This is a genomic window from Bacteroidales bacterium, from assembly GCA_013314715.1.
GTDB lineage: Bacteria > Bacteroidota > Bacteroidia > Bacteroidales > GWA2-32-17 > Ch61.
This window is the reverse complement of the sequence record JABUFC010000034.1, coordinates 18,640-37,665: the sequence shown is the minus strand read 5'-3', so window position 1 is coordinate 37,665 and position 19,026 is coordinate 18,640. Positions and strand designations below refer to the sequence as shown.

The 19,026-nt window shown below is 30.0% G+C and carries 19 protein-coding genes; 14 read left to right on the top strand and 5 right to left on the bottom strand.

The genetic code is table 11. From position 1 onward, the window contains the following. Positions 1-10 precede the first annotated feature (10 nt). From HPY79_08905 to HPY79_08850, 12 genes are all read left to right on the top strand, one after another. The gene (locus tag HPY79_08905; GenBank protein NSW45916.1) at positions 11-301 is read left to right on the top strand and encodes a hypothetical protein; all 291 of its coding nucleotides are present in this window, start codon (positions 11-13) and stop codon (positions 299-301) included. 55 nt (positions 302-356) lie between these two features. Further along, complete coding sequence (locus HPY79_08900; GenBank protein ID NSW45915.1) at positions 357-1,907, top strand: hypothetical protein; 1,551 nt, start codon at positions 357-359, stop codon at positions 1,905-1,907. Between the two features lie 231 nt (positions 1,908-2,138). After that, positions 2,139-2,468 carry a hypothetical protein gene (locus HPY79_08895; protein ID NSW45914.1) on the top strand — a complete coding sequence of 110 codons (330 nt, stop codon included), beginning with the start codon at positions 2,139-2,141 and terminating at the stop codon, positions 2,466-2,468. A 51-nt stretch (positions 2,469-2,519) separates the two neighbouring features. Then, on the top strand, positions 2,520-4,193 hold the full coding sequence (locus HPY79_08890; protein ID NSW45913.1) for a hypothetical protein: 1,674 nt from the start codon (positions 2,520-2,522) through the stop codon (positions 4,191-4,193). A gap of 231 nt (positions 4,194-4,424) precedes the next feature. Then, the gene (locus tag HPY79_08885; protein ID NSW45912.1) at positions 4,425-4,763 is read left to right on the top strand and encodes a hypothetical protein; all 339 of its coding nucleotides are present in this window, start codon (positions 4,425-4,427) and stop codon (positions 4,761-4,763) included. Positions 4,764-4,765: 2 nt separating this feature from the next. After that, positions 4,766-6,412: a hypothetical protein gene (locus tag HPY79_08880; protein ID NSW45911.1), complete on the top strand. Its 1,647-nt coding sequence runs from the start codon at positions 4,766-4,768 to the stop codon at positions 6,410-6,412. Positions 6,413-6,443: 31 nt separating this feature from the next. Next, complete coding sequence (locus tag HPY79_08875; GenBank protein ID NSW45910.1) at positions 6,444-6,698, top strand: hypothetical protein; 255 nt, start codon at positions 6,444-6,446, stop codon at positions 6,696-6,698. A 182-nt stretch (positions 6,699-6,880) separates the two neighbouring features. Then, positions 6,881-7,315 (top strand): dUTP diphosphatase, encoded by a 435-nt coding sequence (dut, locus tag HPY79_08870; protein NSW45909.1) that lies wholly within the window; start codon positions 6,881-6,883, stop codon positions 7,313-7,315. A gap of 6 nt (positions 7,316-7,321) precedes the next feature. Further along, positions 7,322-8,326 (top strand): nucleotidyltransferase, encoded by a 1,005-nt coding sequence (locus tag HPY79_08865; protein NSW45908.1) that lies wholly within the window; start codon positions 7,322-7,324, stop codon positions 8,324-8,326. Positions 8,327-8,330: 4 nt separating this feature from the next. Beyond that, on the top strand, positions 8,331-10,034 hold the full coding sequence (locus HPY79_08860) for a tetratricopeptide repeat protein (GenBank protein NSW45907.1): 1,704 nt from the start codon (positions 8,331-8,333) through the stop codon (positions 10,032-10,034). After that, on the top strand, positions 10,031-10,927 hold the full coding sequence (locus HPY79_08855; protein ID NSW45906.1) for a DUF4292 domain-containing protein: 897 nt from the start codon (positions 10,031-10,033) through the stop codon (positions 10,925-10,927). The genes HPY79_08860 and HPY79_08855 overlap by 4 nt, the downstream gene beginning before the upstream one ends. Before the next feature lie 65 nt (positions 10,928-10,992). Beyond that, positions 10,993-12,285, top strand: coding sequence for a peptidoglycan DD-metalloendopeptidase family protein (locus HPY79_08850; protein ID NSW45905.1), 1,293 nt, complete (start codon positions 10,993-10,995; stop codon positions 12,283-12,285). A 60-nt stretch (positions 12,286-12,345) separates the two neighbouring features. Here the strand turns inward: HPY79_08850 and queA are convergent, their stop codons facing one another. The 5 genes from queA to HPY79_08825 are packed head-to-tail and all read right to left on the bottom strand — an operon-like array spanning position 12,346 to position 16,060. Beyond that, on the bottom strand, positions 12,346-13,395 hold the full coding sequence (gene queA, locus HPY79_08845; GenBank protein NSW45904.1) for a tRNA preQ1(34) S-adenosylmethionine ribosyltransferase-isomerase QueA: 1,050 nt from the start codon (positions 13,393-13,395) through the stop codon (positions 12,346-12,348). 53 nt (positions 13,396-13,448) lie between these two features. Further along, positions 13,449-14,147, bottom strand: coding sequence for a tRNA pseudouridine(55) synthase TruB (gene truB / locus HPY79_08840; protein NSW45903.1), 699 nt, complete (start codon positions 14,145-14,147; stop codon positions 13,449-13,451). After that, positions 14,147-14,926 (bottom strand): undecaprenyl-diphosphate phosphatase, encoded by a 780-nt coding sequence (locus HPY79_08835; protein NSW45902.1) that lies wholly within the window; start codon positions 14,924-14,926, stop codon positions 14,147-14,149. Before HPY79_08835 ends, truB begins: the two co-directional genes overlap by 1 nt. Before the next feature lie 3 nt (positions 14,927-14,929). Next, positions 14,930-15,169 (bottom strand): DUF3098 domain-containing protein, encoded by a 240-nt coding sequence (locus tag HPY79_08830; GenBank protein ID NSW45901.1) that lies wholly within the window; start codon positions 15,167-15,169, stop codon positions 14,930-14,932. 12 nt (positions 15,170-15,181) lie between these two features. Further along, positions 15,182-16,060, bottom strand: coding sequence for an ABC transporter permease (locus HPY79_08825; protein NSW45900.1), 879 nt, complete (start codon positions 16,058-16,060; stop codon positions 15,182-15,184). A 207-nt stretch (positions 16,061-16,267) separates the two neighbouring features. On the opposite strand from HPY79_08825, the gene HPY79_08820 reads away from it, so the two are divergent. Both HPY79_08820 and HPY79_08815 read left to right on the top strand, forming a co-directional pair. Next, entirely contained in the window at positions 16,268-17,194 is a 927-nt protein-coding gene (locus HPY79_08820) for a radical SAM protein (GenBank protein NSW45899.1), read from the top strand. A gap of 341 nt (positions 17,195-17,535) precedes the next feature. Next, positions 17,536-19,017 carry a hypothetical protein gene (locus HPY79_08815; GenBank protein ID NSW45898.1) on the top strand — a complete coding sequence of 494 codons (1,482 nt, stop codon included), beginning with the start codon at positions 17,536-17,538 and terminating at the stop codon, positions 19,015-19,017. Positions 19,018-19,026: the final 9 nt, after the last annotated feature.

Here is a 19,026-nt window from a genome sequence, read left to right as displayed (position 1 = left end):
AAAAGAAGAAATGAAAAAAGAAACAAACCAACAAGGTCATTCGTGGAAAACAAGCGACTGGGTATTAACAAAAAGTTCAATTATTGTTGAAGGAACTGTTTGTGATGAATATCAAAACCAAATTACCAGTCAAATTGTTTATGAAGGCAAAATTAACAATAAAGAAATTGTTTATGATAAAGCAGTAACTACAGACCCATTTGGAAAAATAAGTTGTCCATCAAGTGGAAATAATTGTAAAATTGTTAATATAGATGGTGCACGTGCATATCTCATAAAAGATGGAGCTTCAACTAATTAATATTTTCTCGAGGCTGATATTTTTTCTATCAGCCTCTCTAATTTTATTTCTTAATATGAAGAAGAAAATAATAATAATTTTTTTAATAATTGTTTGTGGGTGTAATCATATTACAAATAATAAAAATAGCATTTTAATAATTGATGATATAATTATTAATGAAAAACATAACATTAAATTCAGTGGTGTAAACTCAATTTGTGTTCAAGCATATGGAGATAGCATATTAATAACTTATTATCCAGATAATAACAACATAATAATATATAGTTTAAAAAATGATAATGCAATAGACACATTAAAATTTAATGAATTTTATATAAATAGTTTTAAATATATAAATGATGATAGTATCTGGATTTATGGTGACTATAATTATAATCAAGGATGTTTATTTCTATTAAATAAAACTGGTAAAATAAAGCAAAAATTCCCATTATTTGATAGTATTAAATGGGCATATCCAATAATTAACGACTTTATTATTATAAATAATAAAATATTATTTACTCTATCTCCTATTGACAAAAACAAAATTTTAAAAAAGCCTGTTATAGGTTATCTTGACTTAAAAAAAAATAAAATCATATTAAACAATAATTGTACATATCCATTTTTAACTCAAAATACCTATTATCCAAATGGAAATTTTGATTATTATTTTATAGGACTACGATATTTCAGAAAAAACATGGCAATTGTTAGCTTTAGATATACACCTTTTTACTATATATGGGATATTGAATCAAATAATTTAAAATTAAAGAAATTGAAATGTCAATTTATAGATACAATTCCATCAGAAACTCATCCTGTAGAAGTAAATTCAGATTTACCCATGTATGGTGAAGTTTGGTATTCGCCCAAAAGCGAAATGTTTTTTCGTGTTGTTCGTTTTTCAAAATCATATAATAATTTACTATTATATGTTTATGCGGATAAATATGGCAATTACATGGGAGAAAGTTTAATAAATAATTATTATTGCGATGATTTAAAAACAAATGGTCGTTTTAATTTATTTTCAGAAAAAAATCAAATATTAACACTTATAAATGCTAATTTTATTTTTAAAAAGAAAAATGTTTCAAATATTTTAGATACATTAAAAAACATAAAAAATCATACTGAAAATGAATATTGTAAAATAAATAAGCAAAATGTTATTAATGATTCAAAAAATATTAGAGAATATTTAAAAAATAAGTTTAATATCTTAGATTCTTCATTTTCTGTTATATTTATAAATAATTATGGTTGTGGTTCGTGTAATAAGAACATATTAAGATTTATAACTATAAATAAAAACGTTTTATTTAAAATAAATAATTCTCCTTTTTATTTAATATTTATTAATGAAAATTCAAACATTAATTCTATAATTTCAGCCAATGAAAATATCATTAATAATAATACTCAAAAAAGAATAAAATTTGATACTTCACAACTATATAGCCGTTTCCATCCATATCTATATTTCAACCCCCGCCTTGTTTTAGTCAAGAACAACAAAATCGTCTCCGACACTATTTATATGCCCGATAATTTAAATTTGCTTATAGAACGATTGTTGAAATTTTATAACTTCGATGTAGAAGAAAAATAGTAAACCATAATGGCAAAAACTATTCACTAAATTCAAAACAATATTTACTAACAAACTACATACTTTTACATAAAAAATGTTACATTTACTAATAATTTTCAAAACATGACAAATGTCATTGTTTTTGTTTTTTTTTTATGAAATTTGTTATGTTTTAATTGAGCTCATTAAAACGCAAAAAAATGTTTAATTTAAAAATTTAACGCTTATGAAAAATTATTTTTATTACTTTTGGCAGGAGGAATTATGACAACTGCCTGCAAAAAAGAAGAAATGAAAAAAGAAACCAACCTACAAGGTCATTCGTGGAAAACTAGCGACTGGATATTGACAAAATCAAATGTTCAAATCAACGGTTCTATTTGCAATGAATATACTGACATAAAAACCAGACAAAAGCTTTACGAAGTAATACTTTGCTCAAAAGCAATCAACTTTGATCAGGACTTTCATGAAAAATCGTTAACACATCCAGCATACTGTTCTGATGCAGGTAATGAGTGTAAAAACGTTACAATTGATGGCGAACCTGTCATTTTGTTAAAAGATAACACAAGATAATTTGATTATGAGCTGTAAGTATTGCAGCTCATAGTTTTTAAATAAAAGTATATGTTTCGTAAATTATTATTTAATCCAATTATACTTATCCTTTCAATAATTTTACTTTTTGCATGCAAAGAAAGTGTTAATTTAATTACTATAAAAAATATTGTTACTAAAAATATAATAAAACTACCTTTACCCAGTAAGGGCATCATTGATTGTACAGTAAAAATTATAAACATTGAAGATAAAGTTTATGCCTTGGTAAAGTTTTATCCTCAAGATAATTTGATATATATCTATGATTTGAAAACCAAAAATATTTTACGAAAAATAAAGCTTGCATTAAAAATCGAAAACTTTCAATTTAATGGAAACGATTCTTTATGGGTATTCTTTCATTCGTCTAATTATTATAATTACGATTCGGCTTTAGCATTGATTAATTTTAATGGAGAAGTATTGCAATATTATGGTTTTTATCATCCTAATATCTTATCAATAAAAAAAAATCCGAGTTTATTGACAAATAATATTAATACATCTATTTTAGATTCAGTCCTTTTTCTTTACAACAATGGTTATTTAAATAAATTATTATGTAAACAAAAACTATTTTTCACTTCTATAAACACTTTAAACGGAAAGAAAACAAAATATAATAAACTTCCAATAGCAGGATATTATGATATTACAAACAAAAAAATTGTTTTTAATCAAGATTTATTTTATCCTTATATTAACGATTCTGTATTTTATCCCTACAATACTAGTGCAGAATATTATTTCGTAGATGGAAGTATTAATCATAGAAATAATTTATTAATAAGCTTTAGATATACTCCTTTCGTTTACGAATGGGACATAAAAGGTCATAATAATAGTTATAAATTAGCCTCTCAATTTATCGATACGATAAATGCTTATAAATCACCTATTAGCAAATCTGATAAAGAAGACCCGTATTATTTAGGTATATATTATGCTCCTAACCACCAATTATATTTTAGATATGCAGTTTTAGGCGATGATTATAATAATCAAGCATTAATAATATTTGCAGATACAAATTTTAATTATAAAGGAGAAGCAATTTATGCTACTGATTTTGCCATACATGGTTTTTATCAAAATATGTTTTATAATGCCACCATTGAAAACGATTCATTACATATTAAATTCTTTAATTTTGAATTTACGAAAATGAATAAAACATTATTGAAAACTCAACTTGATTCAATAAAAAGGGCTACAAAAAAGCTACATGAAGAACAGTATTGTAAAATAATGGGAAATAAAATAAAAAGTGAAAATAAAACGGAAAATGATTATTTTAAATATTTTCGAAATATTGGAATTAACGACAGTTCTTTTGCATTATTAATAATATCATCAAACGCTTGTCATTCATGTAATGATTACATTGCTAAAAATATATCAATAAATCAATCTGTATTTTTTAATATAAAAAAAACACCTTTTTATTTGACCTATGTATATAAAAATGAACAAGAAATAAAACTTTTTTTGAATAATTACAGTTTAATAGACAATAATCGCATTTTAAAACAATCACAAAACATTTACAAATATTTTAATCCTTTTCAAGAAAACAACCCCCGCCTTGTTTTAGTCAAGAACAACAAAATCGTCTCCGACACTATTTATATGCCCGATAATTTAAATTTGCTTATAGAACGATTGTTGAAATTTTATAACTTCGATGTAGAAGAAAAATAGTAAACCATAATGGCAAAAACTATTCACTAAATTCAAAACAATATTTACTAACAAACTACATACTTTTACATAAAAAATGTTACATTTACTAATAATTTTCAAAACATGACAAATGTCATTGTTTTTGTTTTTTTTTTATGAAATTTGTTATGTTTTAATTGAGCTCATTAAAACGCAAAAAAATGTTTAATTTAAAAATTTAACGCTTATGAAAAATTATTTTTATTACTTTTGGCAGGAGGAATTATGACGACTGCCTGCAAAAAAGAAGAAATGAAAAAAGAAACAAACCAACAAGGTCATTCGTGGAAAACAAGCGACTGGGTATTAACAAAAAGTTCAATTATTGTTGAAGGAACTGTTTGTGATGAATATCAAAACCAAATTACCGGTCAAATTGTTTATGAAGGCAAAGAGGATTCCAAACAAATAACTTATGACAAAACTCCGTATTATATCGATCAATTTCAGCACTTAGATTGTAAAGCACCTGGTCATACTTGCTATAAAGCAATTATTGGAAGTGATCATGTTTTAATAATCAAAGTCGGTGCGTCAACTGCTAATTAATTATGATTAATTTTACTTCAAATAAATTAAGAACAAAAGCATTTTTGCTTTTGTTCTTAATTATTATTTTATCAGAATGTAATTTTAATCCAAATCAAACCATTGTTAATTTTAAACAAATTAAGCGTTGGTCTTTGCCATTACCCAGAGGAGTCATAAATTCATCACAGTATTTAAACACTTATCCTTACTCGGTAAAATTTATAGAAAATAATCAGCAATTACTTGTAAAATTTTACGAAATAGATACGTTATATTTATTTGACTTGAAATCGAAGAACTTAATAAATAAAATTCCGCTCAATCATTCATTCAATTTTGATGGCTTTAATTATATTAATAAAGATTCTATTTTAATTTTTTCTTCGGGAGTTGATAAATATTATTATGACACTGCCATTATTGTAATTGATATTAATGGTAAAATTAAATATTCATTCGGTTTAAACCACAAGAATATAATAAGTTCATCATATTTCAATTTGTCTCATTTAGATGAGCAAACATATTTTAATCAGCTTTTCCCATATTTTATTTCAGAAAATCCATGTATAAATTCAAAAGTATACTTTGTTTTAAATATCGATCATAATAAGTTTTTATCTGAACCAACTACTCCTGTTTTAGGATATTACGATTTTAATAAGAAAAAAACTATTGTTTACAATGACATTTCATATCCAGTAGAAAAAAAAATAAAAGTCTTTAATTATCCTGAAAACATTACTAAAACATCTCTTTCTTTAATTCCAGAAAAAAATGAAATATGGCTTAGTTTTTCTTTTAGTCCTATTGTTTATAAAATTAACCCTGAAACCGATGAAAAACAAAATATCAATTTTGCATGTAAATGGATCGATGCGTCTTCTGTTTTCGATAAAAATGCTACTCCAGAGTATAATTCTTTTATTTATGGAAGAATCTTTTATATTAAATCATTAAATAAATATATTCGCTATATTTCACGAAGAATAAATGATGAATTTTTTTATTCTATCGTTACATACGATGATAAATATAATTATATAGGCGAAGAATTTATAGACGAAAATAAATTTTTTCGTTTTCAAGCACACGATATATACTTTAATGCTGAAATAGAAAATGATTCGTTTATAGTCAAACAACTTTGTCCTATAGAAAAAAAATTTAATTTAAAAGAATTTAATCGTAAATTAAGCAAAATGCCTAAACCCATAAATAAAATAGAAACATGTAATGCAACTCAAAACACAAATAAAAAGCAGCAGAATATACAAAATTATTTTAAACATAAAATTGAAAATATTCAACCGTCCTTTGCCGCGTTAATACTACATGAATATGGATGTTCATCGTGCAACGAATATTTCTTAAAATTCTTATCATTAAACAATTTTTTGTTACTTAAAAAGGAATGTCCCTTATATTTAGTTTACATTACTAAAAAATTTGAATTGTATAAAAATCAATTAAATAAACAAAAAATCCCTAAATTTAGTATAGATAACCCCAATGCGTATAATGCTTATCATCCTTATAAATATTTCAATCCCCGCCTTGTTTTAGTCAAGAACAACAAAATCGTCTCCGATACGATATATATGCCCGATAACTTAGATTTGCTTATAGAACGATTGTTGAAATTTTATAACTTTGAGGCTAAATAATTTTATGTTTAATTTAATTAAGTAAAGAACGATGAAAACTATTTTATTTGGATTATTTGTTTTTTTGATGGCATGCAACCAAACAAACAATGTTGAAAAGACAACAGAATCAAAAGTATCAAACGACTCTTTTGCACAAAATAAAAAAGGAGTTAAAATAGAAGAATTAGTTAAAGACACAACTAAATGGGAATTATTAGAAGATTCTGTCATAATAGATGGAACCCTGTGCGATAAATATCGCAATAAAAAAACACAACAAATAATCTTTGTAGCTTACGAATAATGAGCATTTAAAAATATACACAATATAACAAATGCTCATATAACTTAAAAACTCACCAAAATCGAGTTTTTGGGCTATAAATATGCTCTCTATTACCATCTAATTACAATCATACTATTTGCTTTCATTTTTTACTTTACTTAATATTTCATAACTTTGCTTAAAAAAAATAACAATTTATGATACAAATAAAAATTGTAAATAAATCAAAACACCCCAATCCCGAATACAGCACTTCTTTATCGGCGGGGATGGATCTTAGAGCGAATATTGACAAATCTATAATATTAAAACCTCTCGAACGTGCATTAATTCCTACAGGTTTGTTTATAGAACTACCCGAGGGTTTTGAAGCACAAATTCGACCACGTAGCGGTTTAGCATTAAAAAAAGGAATTACCGTACTAAACACACCTGGCACTATCGATGCAGACTATCGAGGCGAAATAGGCGTAATTTTGATAAACCTTTCAAACGAAGAATTTGTAGTTAACGATGGCGACCGTATTTGTCAAATGATTATTTCAAAACACGAAACCATTCAATGGCAAAATGTAGAATTTTTGCAAGAAACGGTTCGTGGCGAAGGTGGTTTTGGACATACAGGAAGAAAATAAAATAGTATGAGAATAATAATACCAATGGCCGGTATGGGTAAACGTATGCGTCCACACACGCTTACTATACCAAAACCTTTAATACCCATTGCGGGAAAGTCGATTGTTCAGCGATTAGTCGAAGACTTAAAAACGACCATTCAAAAACCCATAGACGAAATAGCTTTTATTATTGGCGATTTTGGTAAAGACGTTGAAAGCTCACTACTACAAATTGCCAGCGACATGGGCACTCAAGGTAGTATCTATTATCAAAACGAACCCTTGGGAACGGCTCATGCAGTATTATGTGCTGCCCCTTCGTTACAAGGTGAAGTTGTGGTTGCCTTTGCCGATACCTTGTTTAGAACATCATCCATACAAGGCAATCATGCCGATGCCTTAATTTGGGTAAAAGAAGTCGAAAATCCTTCGCAATTTGGCGTTGTAAAATTAAACAACGAAGGTATTATTACCGACTTTATCGAAAAACCTCAAACACCTATTAGCAATCTGGCCATTATTGGAATATATTACTTTAAAAACGGCGAACAACTACGACAAGAATTACAATTCTTAATCGACAATGACATAAAAGTAAAAGGCGAATACCAACTCACCGACGCATTGCAAAACATGAAAAACAAAGGTCTCATACTCAAAGCCTCAACCATTGACGAATGGTTTGACTGCGGAAACAAAGAAGCTACTTTACAAACAACCAAACGCATACTTGAACTTAGCAATCCCAATGAGCTTATTATGCCAACTGCCAAAATTATTAATTCTATCATAATTCCACCCTGCTTTATTGGCATTGATGCTATTGTCGAAAACTCTGTCGTTGGTCCTCATGTTTCTATTGGTAAGCATACGCATATAAAAAATTGTATTATCAAAGAATCTATTATTCAACGCTACTCCCATGTAGAAAATTTGCTCATTCAACATTCTATTGTTGGAAACAACAGCGATATCATTGGTAAATTTAAAGACTTAAACGTTGGCGATTACAACACACTTACCCTATAAACCAATGAAACATCAAACTTTAACCATATTAACTCTTTTATTCTTATTAAATGCTCCCTTTGTTTATTCTCAAAAGAAAAAAAGTGTCATTTATAACCCTGAATATACTCATACCCTCATCGAAGCTAATCGCCAAAAAATACTTGGCAATTTCGAGGTTGTTCGTTCGCTTTACGAAAAGTGTATCGAACTCAATCCCAATAGTGCAGTTGCTTATTATGAATTAGCTTCCTATTATATTCAACAAAACAATTTAGAGAAAGCTATTACTTATGCTCAAAAAGCCATTGCACTTTCGCCCAATAATCTTTGGTATCAGGCTTTGATGGGAGTTTTATACAAACAAAACCGTCAGTTTTCGAAAGCCAATAAAATTTATAAAAAACTTATACAAAAAGACCCCACCCGAATAGATTTTTGGTATGAGTTAGCATATTTGTATATGTACACAGGTAAACTCAATAAAGCCATTCAAACATTTGATAAAATTGAAAATTTATTTGGCTTAGATGAAATATTATGCTTAGAGAAAGAAAAAATATATACATACCGCAAAGAATACCAGAAAGCGAATAACGAAATAAAAAAACTTATTCAATCAAACCCAAACGAAATACGTTATTTAGGTATGCTGGCAGAATCGTATGTATCGCAAAACAAAATGGAAGAAGCACAGCAAATATATACGCAAATGCTTAGCATCGATAGCTTAAATGGCTTAGTTAATCTTTCATTAGCCGATTTTTATAGAATTCAGCAAAACCTTAATAAGTCTTTTTATCATTTACGCTTAGCATACAAAAGCCCCGATATCGATATAGACACTAAAATTAAAATGCTTATAACGCTCACAAACTACGCCGAAAAAGACATCATGCTAAGCCATGAAATAGATAGCTTATTGAGCATTTTGACGCATGTATATCCCAATAATGCAAAAGTACTTACACTTCAAGCCGATTTACTCTTACGAAGCAACAATCCGAACAAAGCATACGATAAATTGTACCAAATTACCCTTCTTGACCCAAGTCGTTATATTATTTGGGAACAATTGCTAATGATTGAATATTTGCAATCTCAATGGGATTCGCTTTATTTACATAGCAATAAAGCCATAGAATATTTTCCTGAGCAAACCAATCTTTATTATTTCAAAGCACTTGCAGCACAGCAACTTTCAAAACTTCAGGAAGCCGATGAGGCTCTTAGCTATGCCGAAAGCCTTCCTATTCAAAACAAAGATTTAGAAACCGAAATCTATGCCTTACACGGTGAGATACTACATGCTTTGGGAAAAAACCAACAATCAGACCAAGCAATGGAAAAAGTATTACAATTAGATAAAAACAACAAAATAGTACTCAACAACTATAGCTACTATTTATCCCTTCGCTCCGATAGCCTCGATAAAGCCGAACGTATGAGTCTTATTTGTATTGAATTGGAACCCAACAATCCAACATTTTTAGACACATATGCATGGGTATTGTATAAACAAAACAAACTCGAAAAAGCACTCGAATACATAAAAAAAGCTTACCTCCTTCAAAAAAATAACGCCCTTATCATAGAGCACTATGGCGATATACTATACAAAACGGGTAATATAGAACAAGCCATCGAAATGTGGAACGAAGCATATAAAACCGGTAAAGGAAGCATTTATCTCGAACAAAAAGTAATTCAAAAAAAACTCATTGAATGAAAAAATTACACTATTTAATATTACCGCTCATACTAACCATCTTTTTTATCGCTTGCAAAACAACTCAAAGCACGCTAAAAAAAGATACGCCATCCTTTAGCAATAATGTTGTTAAATTCAAAAATTATGGCATCGGAAAACTCATCGATTCCATAACTCTACATTATTTAAACTTCGATACTCTTTCTATAAAATTTAAAATATCGGTCGATTTTTCAGACGAAAGCCATAATTTAGACGGTGTTTACCGCATAAAAAAAGATAGCTTAATTTGGATAAGCCTCACTGCCCCACTTGGGATTGAGGCAGCACGTATTTTACTCACTCAAGACAGTATTTATTTTTTGAATAAGCTAAAAAAAGAATATTTTATTAAACCCTATTCGTTCTTTGAAAATAGTTATAAAGTTGAACTAGAATTTAAAGACTTACAAGCCATCTTAACCAACCAACTTTTTTTATTTTCTGAAACCGATGAAGAAAAAAATTTAGAAATGAACCCCAATAGCAACGAACGCGATTATATAAAAAAGACGTTTTTTAAAGATAAAGACTCTGTAAACTACATATTAAAAACCCATCGCAAACACAAAATCAAACGATCTATTCGTCGAAATGCTAAAGAATTAATTGTAGAAAACATCAAAATAACACCTAAAACATTTAAAATAAGTAATATAGAAATTTTAGATTATATTGATAACCGTCAACTTCAAATTAATTATAATCAATTTGAACCTATAAATAATCAATTATTCCCACAAACAGTGGATTTTATTTTAAAAGACTCCTTAAAAACATTCCAAGTAAAACTCGAATACACAAAAATTACCGTAAATGGAGAAACAAATTTTTCATTTAACATACCTAAATCATATAACCGTTTGCCATGACAACAAATCAAATACATATTTTTTTTGAACATAAGCTCCCTCGATCCAAATTCTGGATAGCTTTTTTGATATCGATATTCTTTTCTATTCAATTACAAGCCCAAGACAGAAAAGAACTCGAAATAAAACGCAAAAAAACACAAAAAGAAATTGAATATACCAATTCTCTCATAAAAAAAACACGTTTAGAAAAGAAAAATTCCATGAATCAGTTGCTGGTACTCAACAAAAAAATAAGCGCTCGCGAAGAACTCATCAATAACATGCAATCTGAAATACAATACCTCGATAGTCGAATCAATATACTAAATATAAAACTCGACTCCCTTGAGAAAGATTTAATTCAACTCAAACATGCCTATGCCCAAATGATTGTTTTTGCATATAAAACACGTTCTGCTTACGACAAACTCATTTTCGTACTATCGGCCGAAAACTTTAATAAGTCATATCGTCGTCTTCGCTATTTACAATACTATGGCGAATATCGACAAAAACAAATTACACACATCATCAACACAAAAACCGAAATGAAAAACATTTTACTACAATTAAAAGAAAAGAAAAATCAAAAAGAACAACTCAAATCGGAAACCGAAAAAGAAAAACTCGAACTTTCAAAAGACAAAGAAGAACAAACTAAAATATTAAGTAATTTGAAAAAACAAGAAAGCGAGCTACTAAAAAAACTAAACGAACAGAAAAAAGCCGATAAGCAATTACAAGAAAGTATTAAACGCCTTATTGCCGAAGAAATGCGTAAAGCCCGCGAAGAGGCAGAACGCAAAGCCAAAGCACTTGCCGAACAAAGAGCAAAAGAAAATGCTAAAAATAAAAACAATAAAACAGAAACCAACGTTGCCAATAAAACAACTTCGACCAATGAGAATAAATCAACTCACACAGAACTATTGCTTACACCCGAAGAGCAATTATTAAATGATAAATTCGAAGCCAATAGAGGTAAATTACCATGGCCAACCGAACGTGGAGTTATTTTATCGTCTTATGGCGAACATGAACATGCTGTATTAAAAGGTGTTAAGGTTCGCAACGATGGCGTTTATATAAGTACATTACCCAATGCCAAAGTTCGGAGCATATTCGATGGCGAAGTATCAAAAGTATTAGCCATTCCAGGTAAAAACAAAATAGTACTTATTAAACATGGTAATTACTTTACAGTATATGCCAACTTGAGTGACGTATTTGTTCAACCCGGTCAAAAGGTTAAAACAAAACAAAATATTGGTACTGCCAGTACCGACCTCGACGAAGATAAAACCTATGTTGAACTTCAAATATGGAATGGTAATATAAAACTCAATCCTGAATTATGGATTGCGCATTCTAACTAACATTTGCCAATTTTATTTGAACATCAACTTTTGGCAAAACTCATTAATATTCTTTAATAATTAAATTATAAGCATAGCATCGCCATACGTTCCAAACCGATATTTTTCTTTAATAGCAATTTTGTAGGCTTCTACAAATTTTTCGTACCCAATAAAAGCAGCCGCTGTCATTACTGGTTGCGACATAGGTAAATGAAAATTGGTAATCATTGCAGTGGGCACATTAAACTGATAAGGAGGGAAAATAAATTTATTGGTCCATCCCTCAAAAGGCTTTAACATTCCATTTGTAGAAACAGAGCTTTCAAGAGTGCGAATAACTGTTGTTCCCACAGCACAAACGCGTTTACGATTTTCTTTAGCTTTATTTACAATTTCACAAACTTCGGGCGTAATTTTTATTTGTTCAGAATCGACTTTGTGCTTGGTTAAATCTTCGACGTCAATTTGTCGGAAGTTACCCAAACCAACATGCAAAGTGATGTATGCTAATTGTACACCCTTAATTTCTAAGCGTTTGAGCAAGTGCTTACTAAAATGTAAACCGGCCGTAGGAGCAGCAACAGCCCCTTCTTCTTGAGCAAAAATTGTTTGATATCGTTCGTTGTCTATCTCTTCAACTTCCCGTTTAATAAAGCGTGGTAATGGTGTTTCACCTAAAGAATATAAGGTTTTCTTAAATGTTTCATAATCGCCATCAAACAAAAAGCGTAATGTTCGCCCTCTCGAAGTTGTATTGTCAATAACTTCTGCTACTAACTCATCGTTTTCGCCAAAATATAATTTATTTCCTATACGAATTTTTCGAGCAGGCTCTACCATTACATCCCATAAACGTTGTTCACGATTTAATTCACGCAATAAAAACACCTCGATTCGTGCTCCAGTTTTTTCTTTATTACCGTATAAACGAGCAGGAAAAACCTTGGTATTATTAAAAACCATGACATCTTGCTCATCAAAATAATCTAAAATTTCATTAAATACTTTGTGATGGATTTCGCCAGTTGCTCTATCAACAACCATTAATCGCGATTCATCGCGATTTTCTGATGGATACAATGCAATTAACTCATCTGGAAGTTTGAATTTAAATTGTGATAGTTTCATATGATAAATTTTTAATCAACCTTTATACGGAAAATATTTAAATGGGTTACAAATTATTTGCCAATTTTTATGTTTTTTAATATTTCTTCAAATTCTTCAATTTTAATAGCGTTATCAACGCTATAAGGGCCTATTGCTGTACGTCGCAATGCAGATAAATAAGCGCCTCCTGTAAGCTTTAATCCTATATCTCTAACCAAAGAACGAATATAGGTACCTTTGCTACATTTAACTCGAATTTCAATTTCTGGTAATTCACATCGTAATAATTCCAATTCGTATATGTTAATTTCGTTAGCTTTTAGTTGTGGGTCAATTCCTTGACGAGCCATATGATATGCACGATCGCCATTAACCCATTTTGCCGAAAACGAAGGTGGCACTTGCATTTGCTTACCTGTAAAGGAAAGCAAAACTTGTTGAATTTGATCACAATGAACCATTTCGTAATCAAACTTTTTATCAATTGGTTTCTCCAGATCAAACGATAATGTACTACCTGAAATATTTATGGTTGCAATGTATTCTTTATCTAAACCACTAAGTTTATCGATTGTTTTGGTATCTTTTCCCACACAAATAATTAACAAACCGGTAGCTAAAGGATCGAGTGTACCAGCATGCCCTATTTTAAGTCGCTCACCCAATGTTTGTTTGCACAAACTTCGGATTTTAGCAACTACATCGAACGAAGTCCAACGATAAGGCTTATCTATTAAAAACGTCCCGCTTTTTTCTATCAGTTCATTCATTAAACTACTGCAAGACTATAACCCATTTTTAATAATACTAAAATTATAAGTCCCACCAAAATACGATACCATCCAAACCATTTAAAACCATATTTTGTAAGAAAATAAATAAAAAATTTAATAGCCAACATCGCTACAATAAATGAAACAAAATTGCCTACAAGTAAATATTTTAAATTCTCTGAATTAATGAACGTATAGGTTTTAAGCAATTTATACGCCGAAGCGGCAAACATGGTAGGAACTGCCAAAAAGAATGAAAACTCGGCCGCTGTTTTACGCGATAATTTTTGTGTTAAACCACCAATAATGGTTGCTGCAGATCGCGAAACACCAGGGATCATAGCGATACATTGAAACAAGCCAATGATAAAAGCATTTTTATAAGTAGGTTCATTTTCATAAGTATTCTTTTCGAACCATTTATCTATAAATAAAAATACCAACCCACCTAATAACAGTGCAATTGCAACAACGAAAACATTTTCTAATAATGCATCTATATAATCACCTAATAAAAAACCTATAATAGCTGCTGGTAAAAAAGCTATGAAAAGCGTATAATAAAACTTAAACGATTTAAAAAAACGTTGATAATACAAAACAACGACACTCAAAATAGCACCAAACTGAATATTAACGATAAAAGTTTTTAAAAATTCAGACGAAGGAACATTTAACAGATGTTGAGCAATGATCATATGCCCTGTTGACGAAATGGGCAGAAATTCGGTTAACCCTTCGACAATGGCTAATACAATAACATCGAACCAACCCATTTTTTAATTGTTTTTTTTGGGGCGATAAAGAATGCCTACAATTTCGAATGCAAAGCCTAATAAAATTAGAATGGTAGATAAGCTCAAGCGTCTAAAATCGAATAAAGTATCACCAGCAAAAACATTAGGATCGTGAGTACCACCACCCGACATCGCTATAAAACCAAAAACAATTAATAAAAGTCCCAAAACAATTATTAATACATTCATTTTGCCAAATACAGAATAATTTTCGTTGCCCATATATTAAGGTTTTTAAAAATACAATTCAGAAGTCTTTAAACGCAAATAACGATTAACAGCAAAATATGACGACAATAGACTTACAATCATACCGGCTAATAAAATAATTGTATATGTAATGCCCATTAGGCGTAAATCGTAAAAATTAACAATATCGCTCAATTGTTGTTGAAGAAAATATATAAGACCTGTTATGAGAGCCATAGCCAAAAACGAAGCAATAATACCCTGATAAAAAGCTTTTAATACATAAGGTGCTCTAATAAAGCCTTTGGTAGCTCCTACCAATTGCATTGTTTTAATTAAAAAGCGTTTAGAATATATGAGCAAACGTATCGTATTATTAATTAAAGCAACTGCCACTACTAATAAAAAGATACTAATTATAAAAACAAAAAAACTGATAGTATTTAAATTTTTATAAATAATATAAACCAAATCTTTTTGATAGTACATTTCTTCTACAATAGGGTATTGGCTTATTTCTTTTTCAATTTTTTTAATACTATCGGGAACAGCATAATCTGCTCTATATTTTACTTCTATAGAGGGTGGCAACGGATTTTCACTTAATAATTCTAAAAACGACTCACCTAAGTCTTTTTTTAGCTGCTCGGCAGCCATATCTTTAGTAATATAAAACGTTGACTTAACATAGGGCTTGGCATCTAATATTTTTTGAAGTTTAAGAATATCGACTTCTTTAGCATCTTCTTTAATAAAAACACTAAAGCTTATATTCTCTTTCACATAATTACTTATTTGACTGCTGCTTAAATAAAGTAATGCTATAATCCCTAATAAAAACAACAATAAAGTAATACTAAAAGTTGTTGTTATATAAGAATTTACTATTCTAAACCAGTGACTTTTATTTTTCTTTTTTGCCATAACTTTTCGAGTGCAAACTTAGTCTATTTTTTTAAAAATCAAAAATCTAAATTTACAGTGAATGTTAATAAAAATAAAATTTTTACTGTTTTCTTATTTTTGTTCACTTTCTGTTCACTTACTTTCAGTCTAAAATAATTTTTTAGAGAATGGTAATAGGTTAAAAGAGTAAATGTATTTAGTAATTTTAGTATTTTTGCTTTTATTATGATTTTATACGAAGCATACCATCATTGCACCTTATGTCCGCACGAATGTGGAGCCAACCGAAACAATGGAGAAATAGGTGTTTGTGGAGCTTCTGCTCAACAACACATTGCTTCCATTTGCATTCATCGTGGCGAAGAACCAGCTATAAGCGGCAAAAATGGCATTTGCAATGTTTTTTTTTCGTACTGCAATTTATCGTGCGTCTATTGTCAAAATCATCAAATTAGCCGACATATTTCTCCTTTAGAAGAAATAATGACAACCGAAGCAGTGGTCAAACAAATCATCGCTTTTTTAGATAAAGGCATACGTGCTGTAGGTTTTGTCTCGCCATCGCACATGGCTATACAAGTTATCGACATCATCGAACAACTGTGGCATTTAGGCTACAAGCCCGTTACCATATGGAACTCTAATGCCTACGACAAAGTTGAGACATTGCGTATGCTCGAAGCTTATATAGATGTTTATTTGCCCGACTTTAAGTACAGCGACGATGGTTTGGCATTACGCTATTCGAAAATAAAAAATTACACACAAACAGCTATACTTGCCATTAAAGAAATGTATTATCAAAAAGGAAATACTCTTGTTCTCAATAATAATGGAGAAATAGAACGCGGTCTTATTATTCGCCATTTAGTTTTACCTCATCATACCGAAAACAGTTTAAACATTTTAGACTTGATTGCCAATGAACTTAGCCCTCGCATTGCCATTTCGCTCATGGCTCAGTATTACCCACCTCATGACTTAACGTTGCCAAAGGAGCTTCAAGGCAAACTAACCAAGGCTGCCTATCAACAAGTTGTTGACTATGCACAAGAACTAGGAATAAATAAAGGTTGGATTCAGGAATTTGAAAGTGCCGACTTTTACCAGCCCGACTTTCATAAGTCGCATCCTTTTGAGCATAACAATTGAAAACAATATTAAGCCCAAGTTAATCAATAAGAGTCTCGGTATTTGTTTAATAACGAGACAAGTCGAACTACTTGATTTAGTTGGGATAACCCCGATTTAGTGATTATTCGAATTCCAATATTGGAATTGATTACAAACACTTTGTCGTTTACGAATTTCAATGCGTAATCTGGGTAAAAAAAAGAATATCTGCTATTTTAATTGTTAATTTTTTACGAAAATCATATTATTTTTTATAAATCACATTTTTAGTGTTTGCTTTTCAAAAGGTTATTAACATTTTCTTAATAATCTGCTAACAATTTCATAATAGAAAAACAAGTAATTTGAGAAAAAAAATCATGAAAACATTCTTTTTGGCTTTTCTTATAGTTGTGTGGTATTATAGTCATTCAATTGCACAAGAAAAAAAAGACAGTACTAAAGTAAACGGATACATTCAAAGCCAATATCAGTACTTTTTTATTCCCGATACGGTTGGTGCTGCAACCAATAGTTTTGCTACTTTTTCGGGAGGTAATTTTGTAAACAGATTTACCAATAATCGCTTTACAATAAGACGAGGCAGGGTAAATATTACTTACTATAACCAACGAAACCATGCACGTTTTTCATTCGATTTAACAGAGCGTGGAATTGCAATAAAAGACGTTTATTTTCAATATTTTGAGCCTTTAATAGAATCTATCTATTTAAAAGGAGGTATGTTTAACAGATCTTTTGGACAAGAAATCGGTCTATCGTCATCGCTTCGTGAAACGCCCGAGCGTTCAAGAGTTGTGCAAACATTATTCCCCAATGAACGTGACCTTGGTTTTGAATTGGGTTTTGATAGTAAAAAAGATATACTCTCCAAATTTGATGCTGCTTTGGCTGTGGTTAATGGTAATGGTACCAATTATGAAACAAACAATTTTAAAGACATTATAGGTAGAATAGGTTTTAAAACTCAAAAAAATGAGACCTCTATTAAGTTAGGCTTTTCATTATACAATGGTCAAATAAATCATATTTACGAACCCGTAGATACCATTGCTTCCAATACAAACACTAAATATTATATTTATCGTTTCGAAAACATTGAAGATACTACTGGCAGAACCTCAAAAGGTTTTGTTATCAAAATGGACGAATCCAAATCGGCTGGCACTATGGGCAAAGGAATTGAACGTCGCTATTACGGAGTTGATGGCGAAATACAATTCAATTCTCCATTAGGCAGACTAACCATTAGGGCTGAGTATATTTGGGGCATACAACCAGCCGCTGTAAATTACAAAGATGTTGAACAAGCTTATATAATTTATAACGGCATGAACTCCTTTAGTCCAAGTGGACCGGTATTAGGTGTTTCGTGGCCTATGTACGATCAGCCCCAACCCTATAACCCTGTTATTGTAAGTCCAACCAACAAGTTTCATCATACTTTTGTAAGAAATTTCGATGGAGGATATATTTATTTTATACAAAACCTATTTAAAACAGAACATCAACTTGTTTTTAAATACGATTGGTACGATCCTAATACGCAAGTTACCGGCAAAGATATTATTTACGACGAAGCTTTGTACTTTAACGACCCGACTTATATAAAGCCTTATTTAAGCCCCGCAGACATTAAATTTGAGACATATGGTATTGGATTGAATTTAGCCCTAAACAAAAATCTCAAGGCTTGCTTTTATTACGAACATGTAGTAAACGAAAAAGCTAAAATTAAGCCTTATATCGGCGATATTCGCTTAGGACGTATGCCCTCGCCGGGATATGAAAAAGATATTAAAGACGATGTTTTTACATTCAGATTACAGTACAAATTTTAAAAATTAAAA

Coding starts and splice junctions, on each gene's coding strand:
- HPY79_08825 (NSW45900.1), bottom strand. CDS start 16,060: ATGGCAAAAAAGAAAAATAAAAGTCACTGGTTTAGAATAGTAAATTCT.
- HPY79_08890 (NSW45913.1), top strand. CDS start 2,520: ATGTTTCGTAAATTATTATTTAATCCAATTATACTTATCCTTTCAATA.
- HPY79_08860 (NSW45907.1), top strand. CDS start 8,331: ATGAAACATCAAACTTTAACCATATTAACTCTTTTATTCTTATTAAAT.
- HPY79_08820 (NSW45899.1), top strand. CDS start 16,268: ATGATTTTATACGAAGCATACCATCATTGCACCTTATGTCCGCACGAA.
- truB (NSW45903.1), bottom strand. CDS start 14,147: ATGAATGAACTGATAGAAAAAAGCGGGACGTTTTTAATAGATAAGCCT.
- HPY79_08855 (NSW45906.1), top strand. CDS start 10,031: ATGAAAAAATTACACTATTTAATATTACCGCTCATACTAACCATCTTT.
- HPY79_08880 (NSW45911.1), top strand. CDS start 4,766: ATGATTAATTTTACTTCAAATAAATTAAGAACAAAAGCATTTTTGCTT.
- queA (NSW45904.1), bottom strand. CDS start 13,395: ATGAAACTATCACAATTTAAATTCAAACTTCCAGATGAGTTAATTGCA.
- HPY79_08835 (NSW45902.1), bottom strand. CDS start 14,926: ATGGGTTGGTTCGATGTTATTGTATTAGCCATTGTCGAAGGGTTAACC.
- HPY79_08875 (NSW45910.1), top strand. CDS start 6,444: ATGAAAACTATTTTATTTGGATTATTTGTTTTTTTGATGGCATGCAAC.
- HPY79_08900 (NSW45915.1), top strand. CDS start 357: ATGAAGAAGAAAATAATAATAATTTTTTTAATAATTGTTTGTGGGTGT.
- HPY79_08815 (NSW45898.1), top strand. CDS start 17,536: ATGAAAACATTCTTTTTGGCTTTTCTTATAGTTGTGTGGTATTATAGT.
- HPY79_08830 (NSW45901.1), bottom strand. CDS start 15,169: ATGGGCAACGAAAATTATTCTGTATTTGGCAAAATGAATGTATTAATA.
- HPY79_08865 (NSW45908.1), top strand. CDS start 7,322: ATGAGAATAATAATACCAATGGCCGGTATGGGTAAACGTATGCGTCCA.
- HPY79_08905 (NSW45916.1), top strand. CDS start 11: ATGAAAAAAGAAACAAACCAACAAGGTCATTCGTGGAAAACAAGCGAC.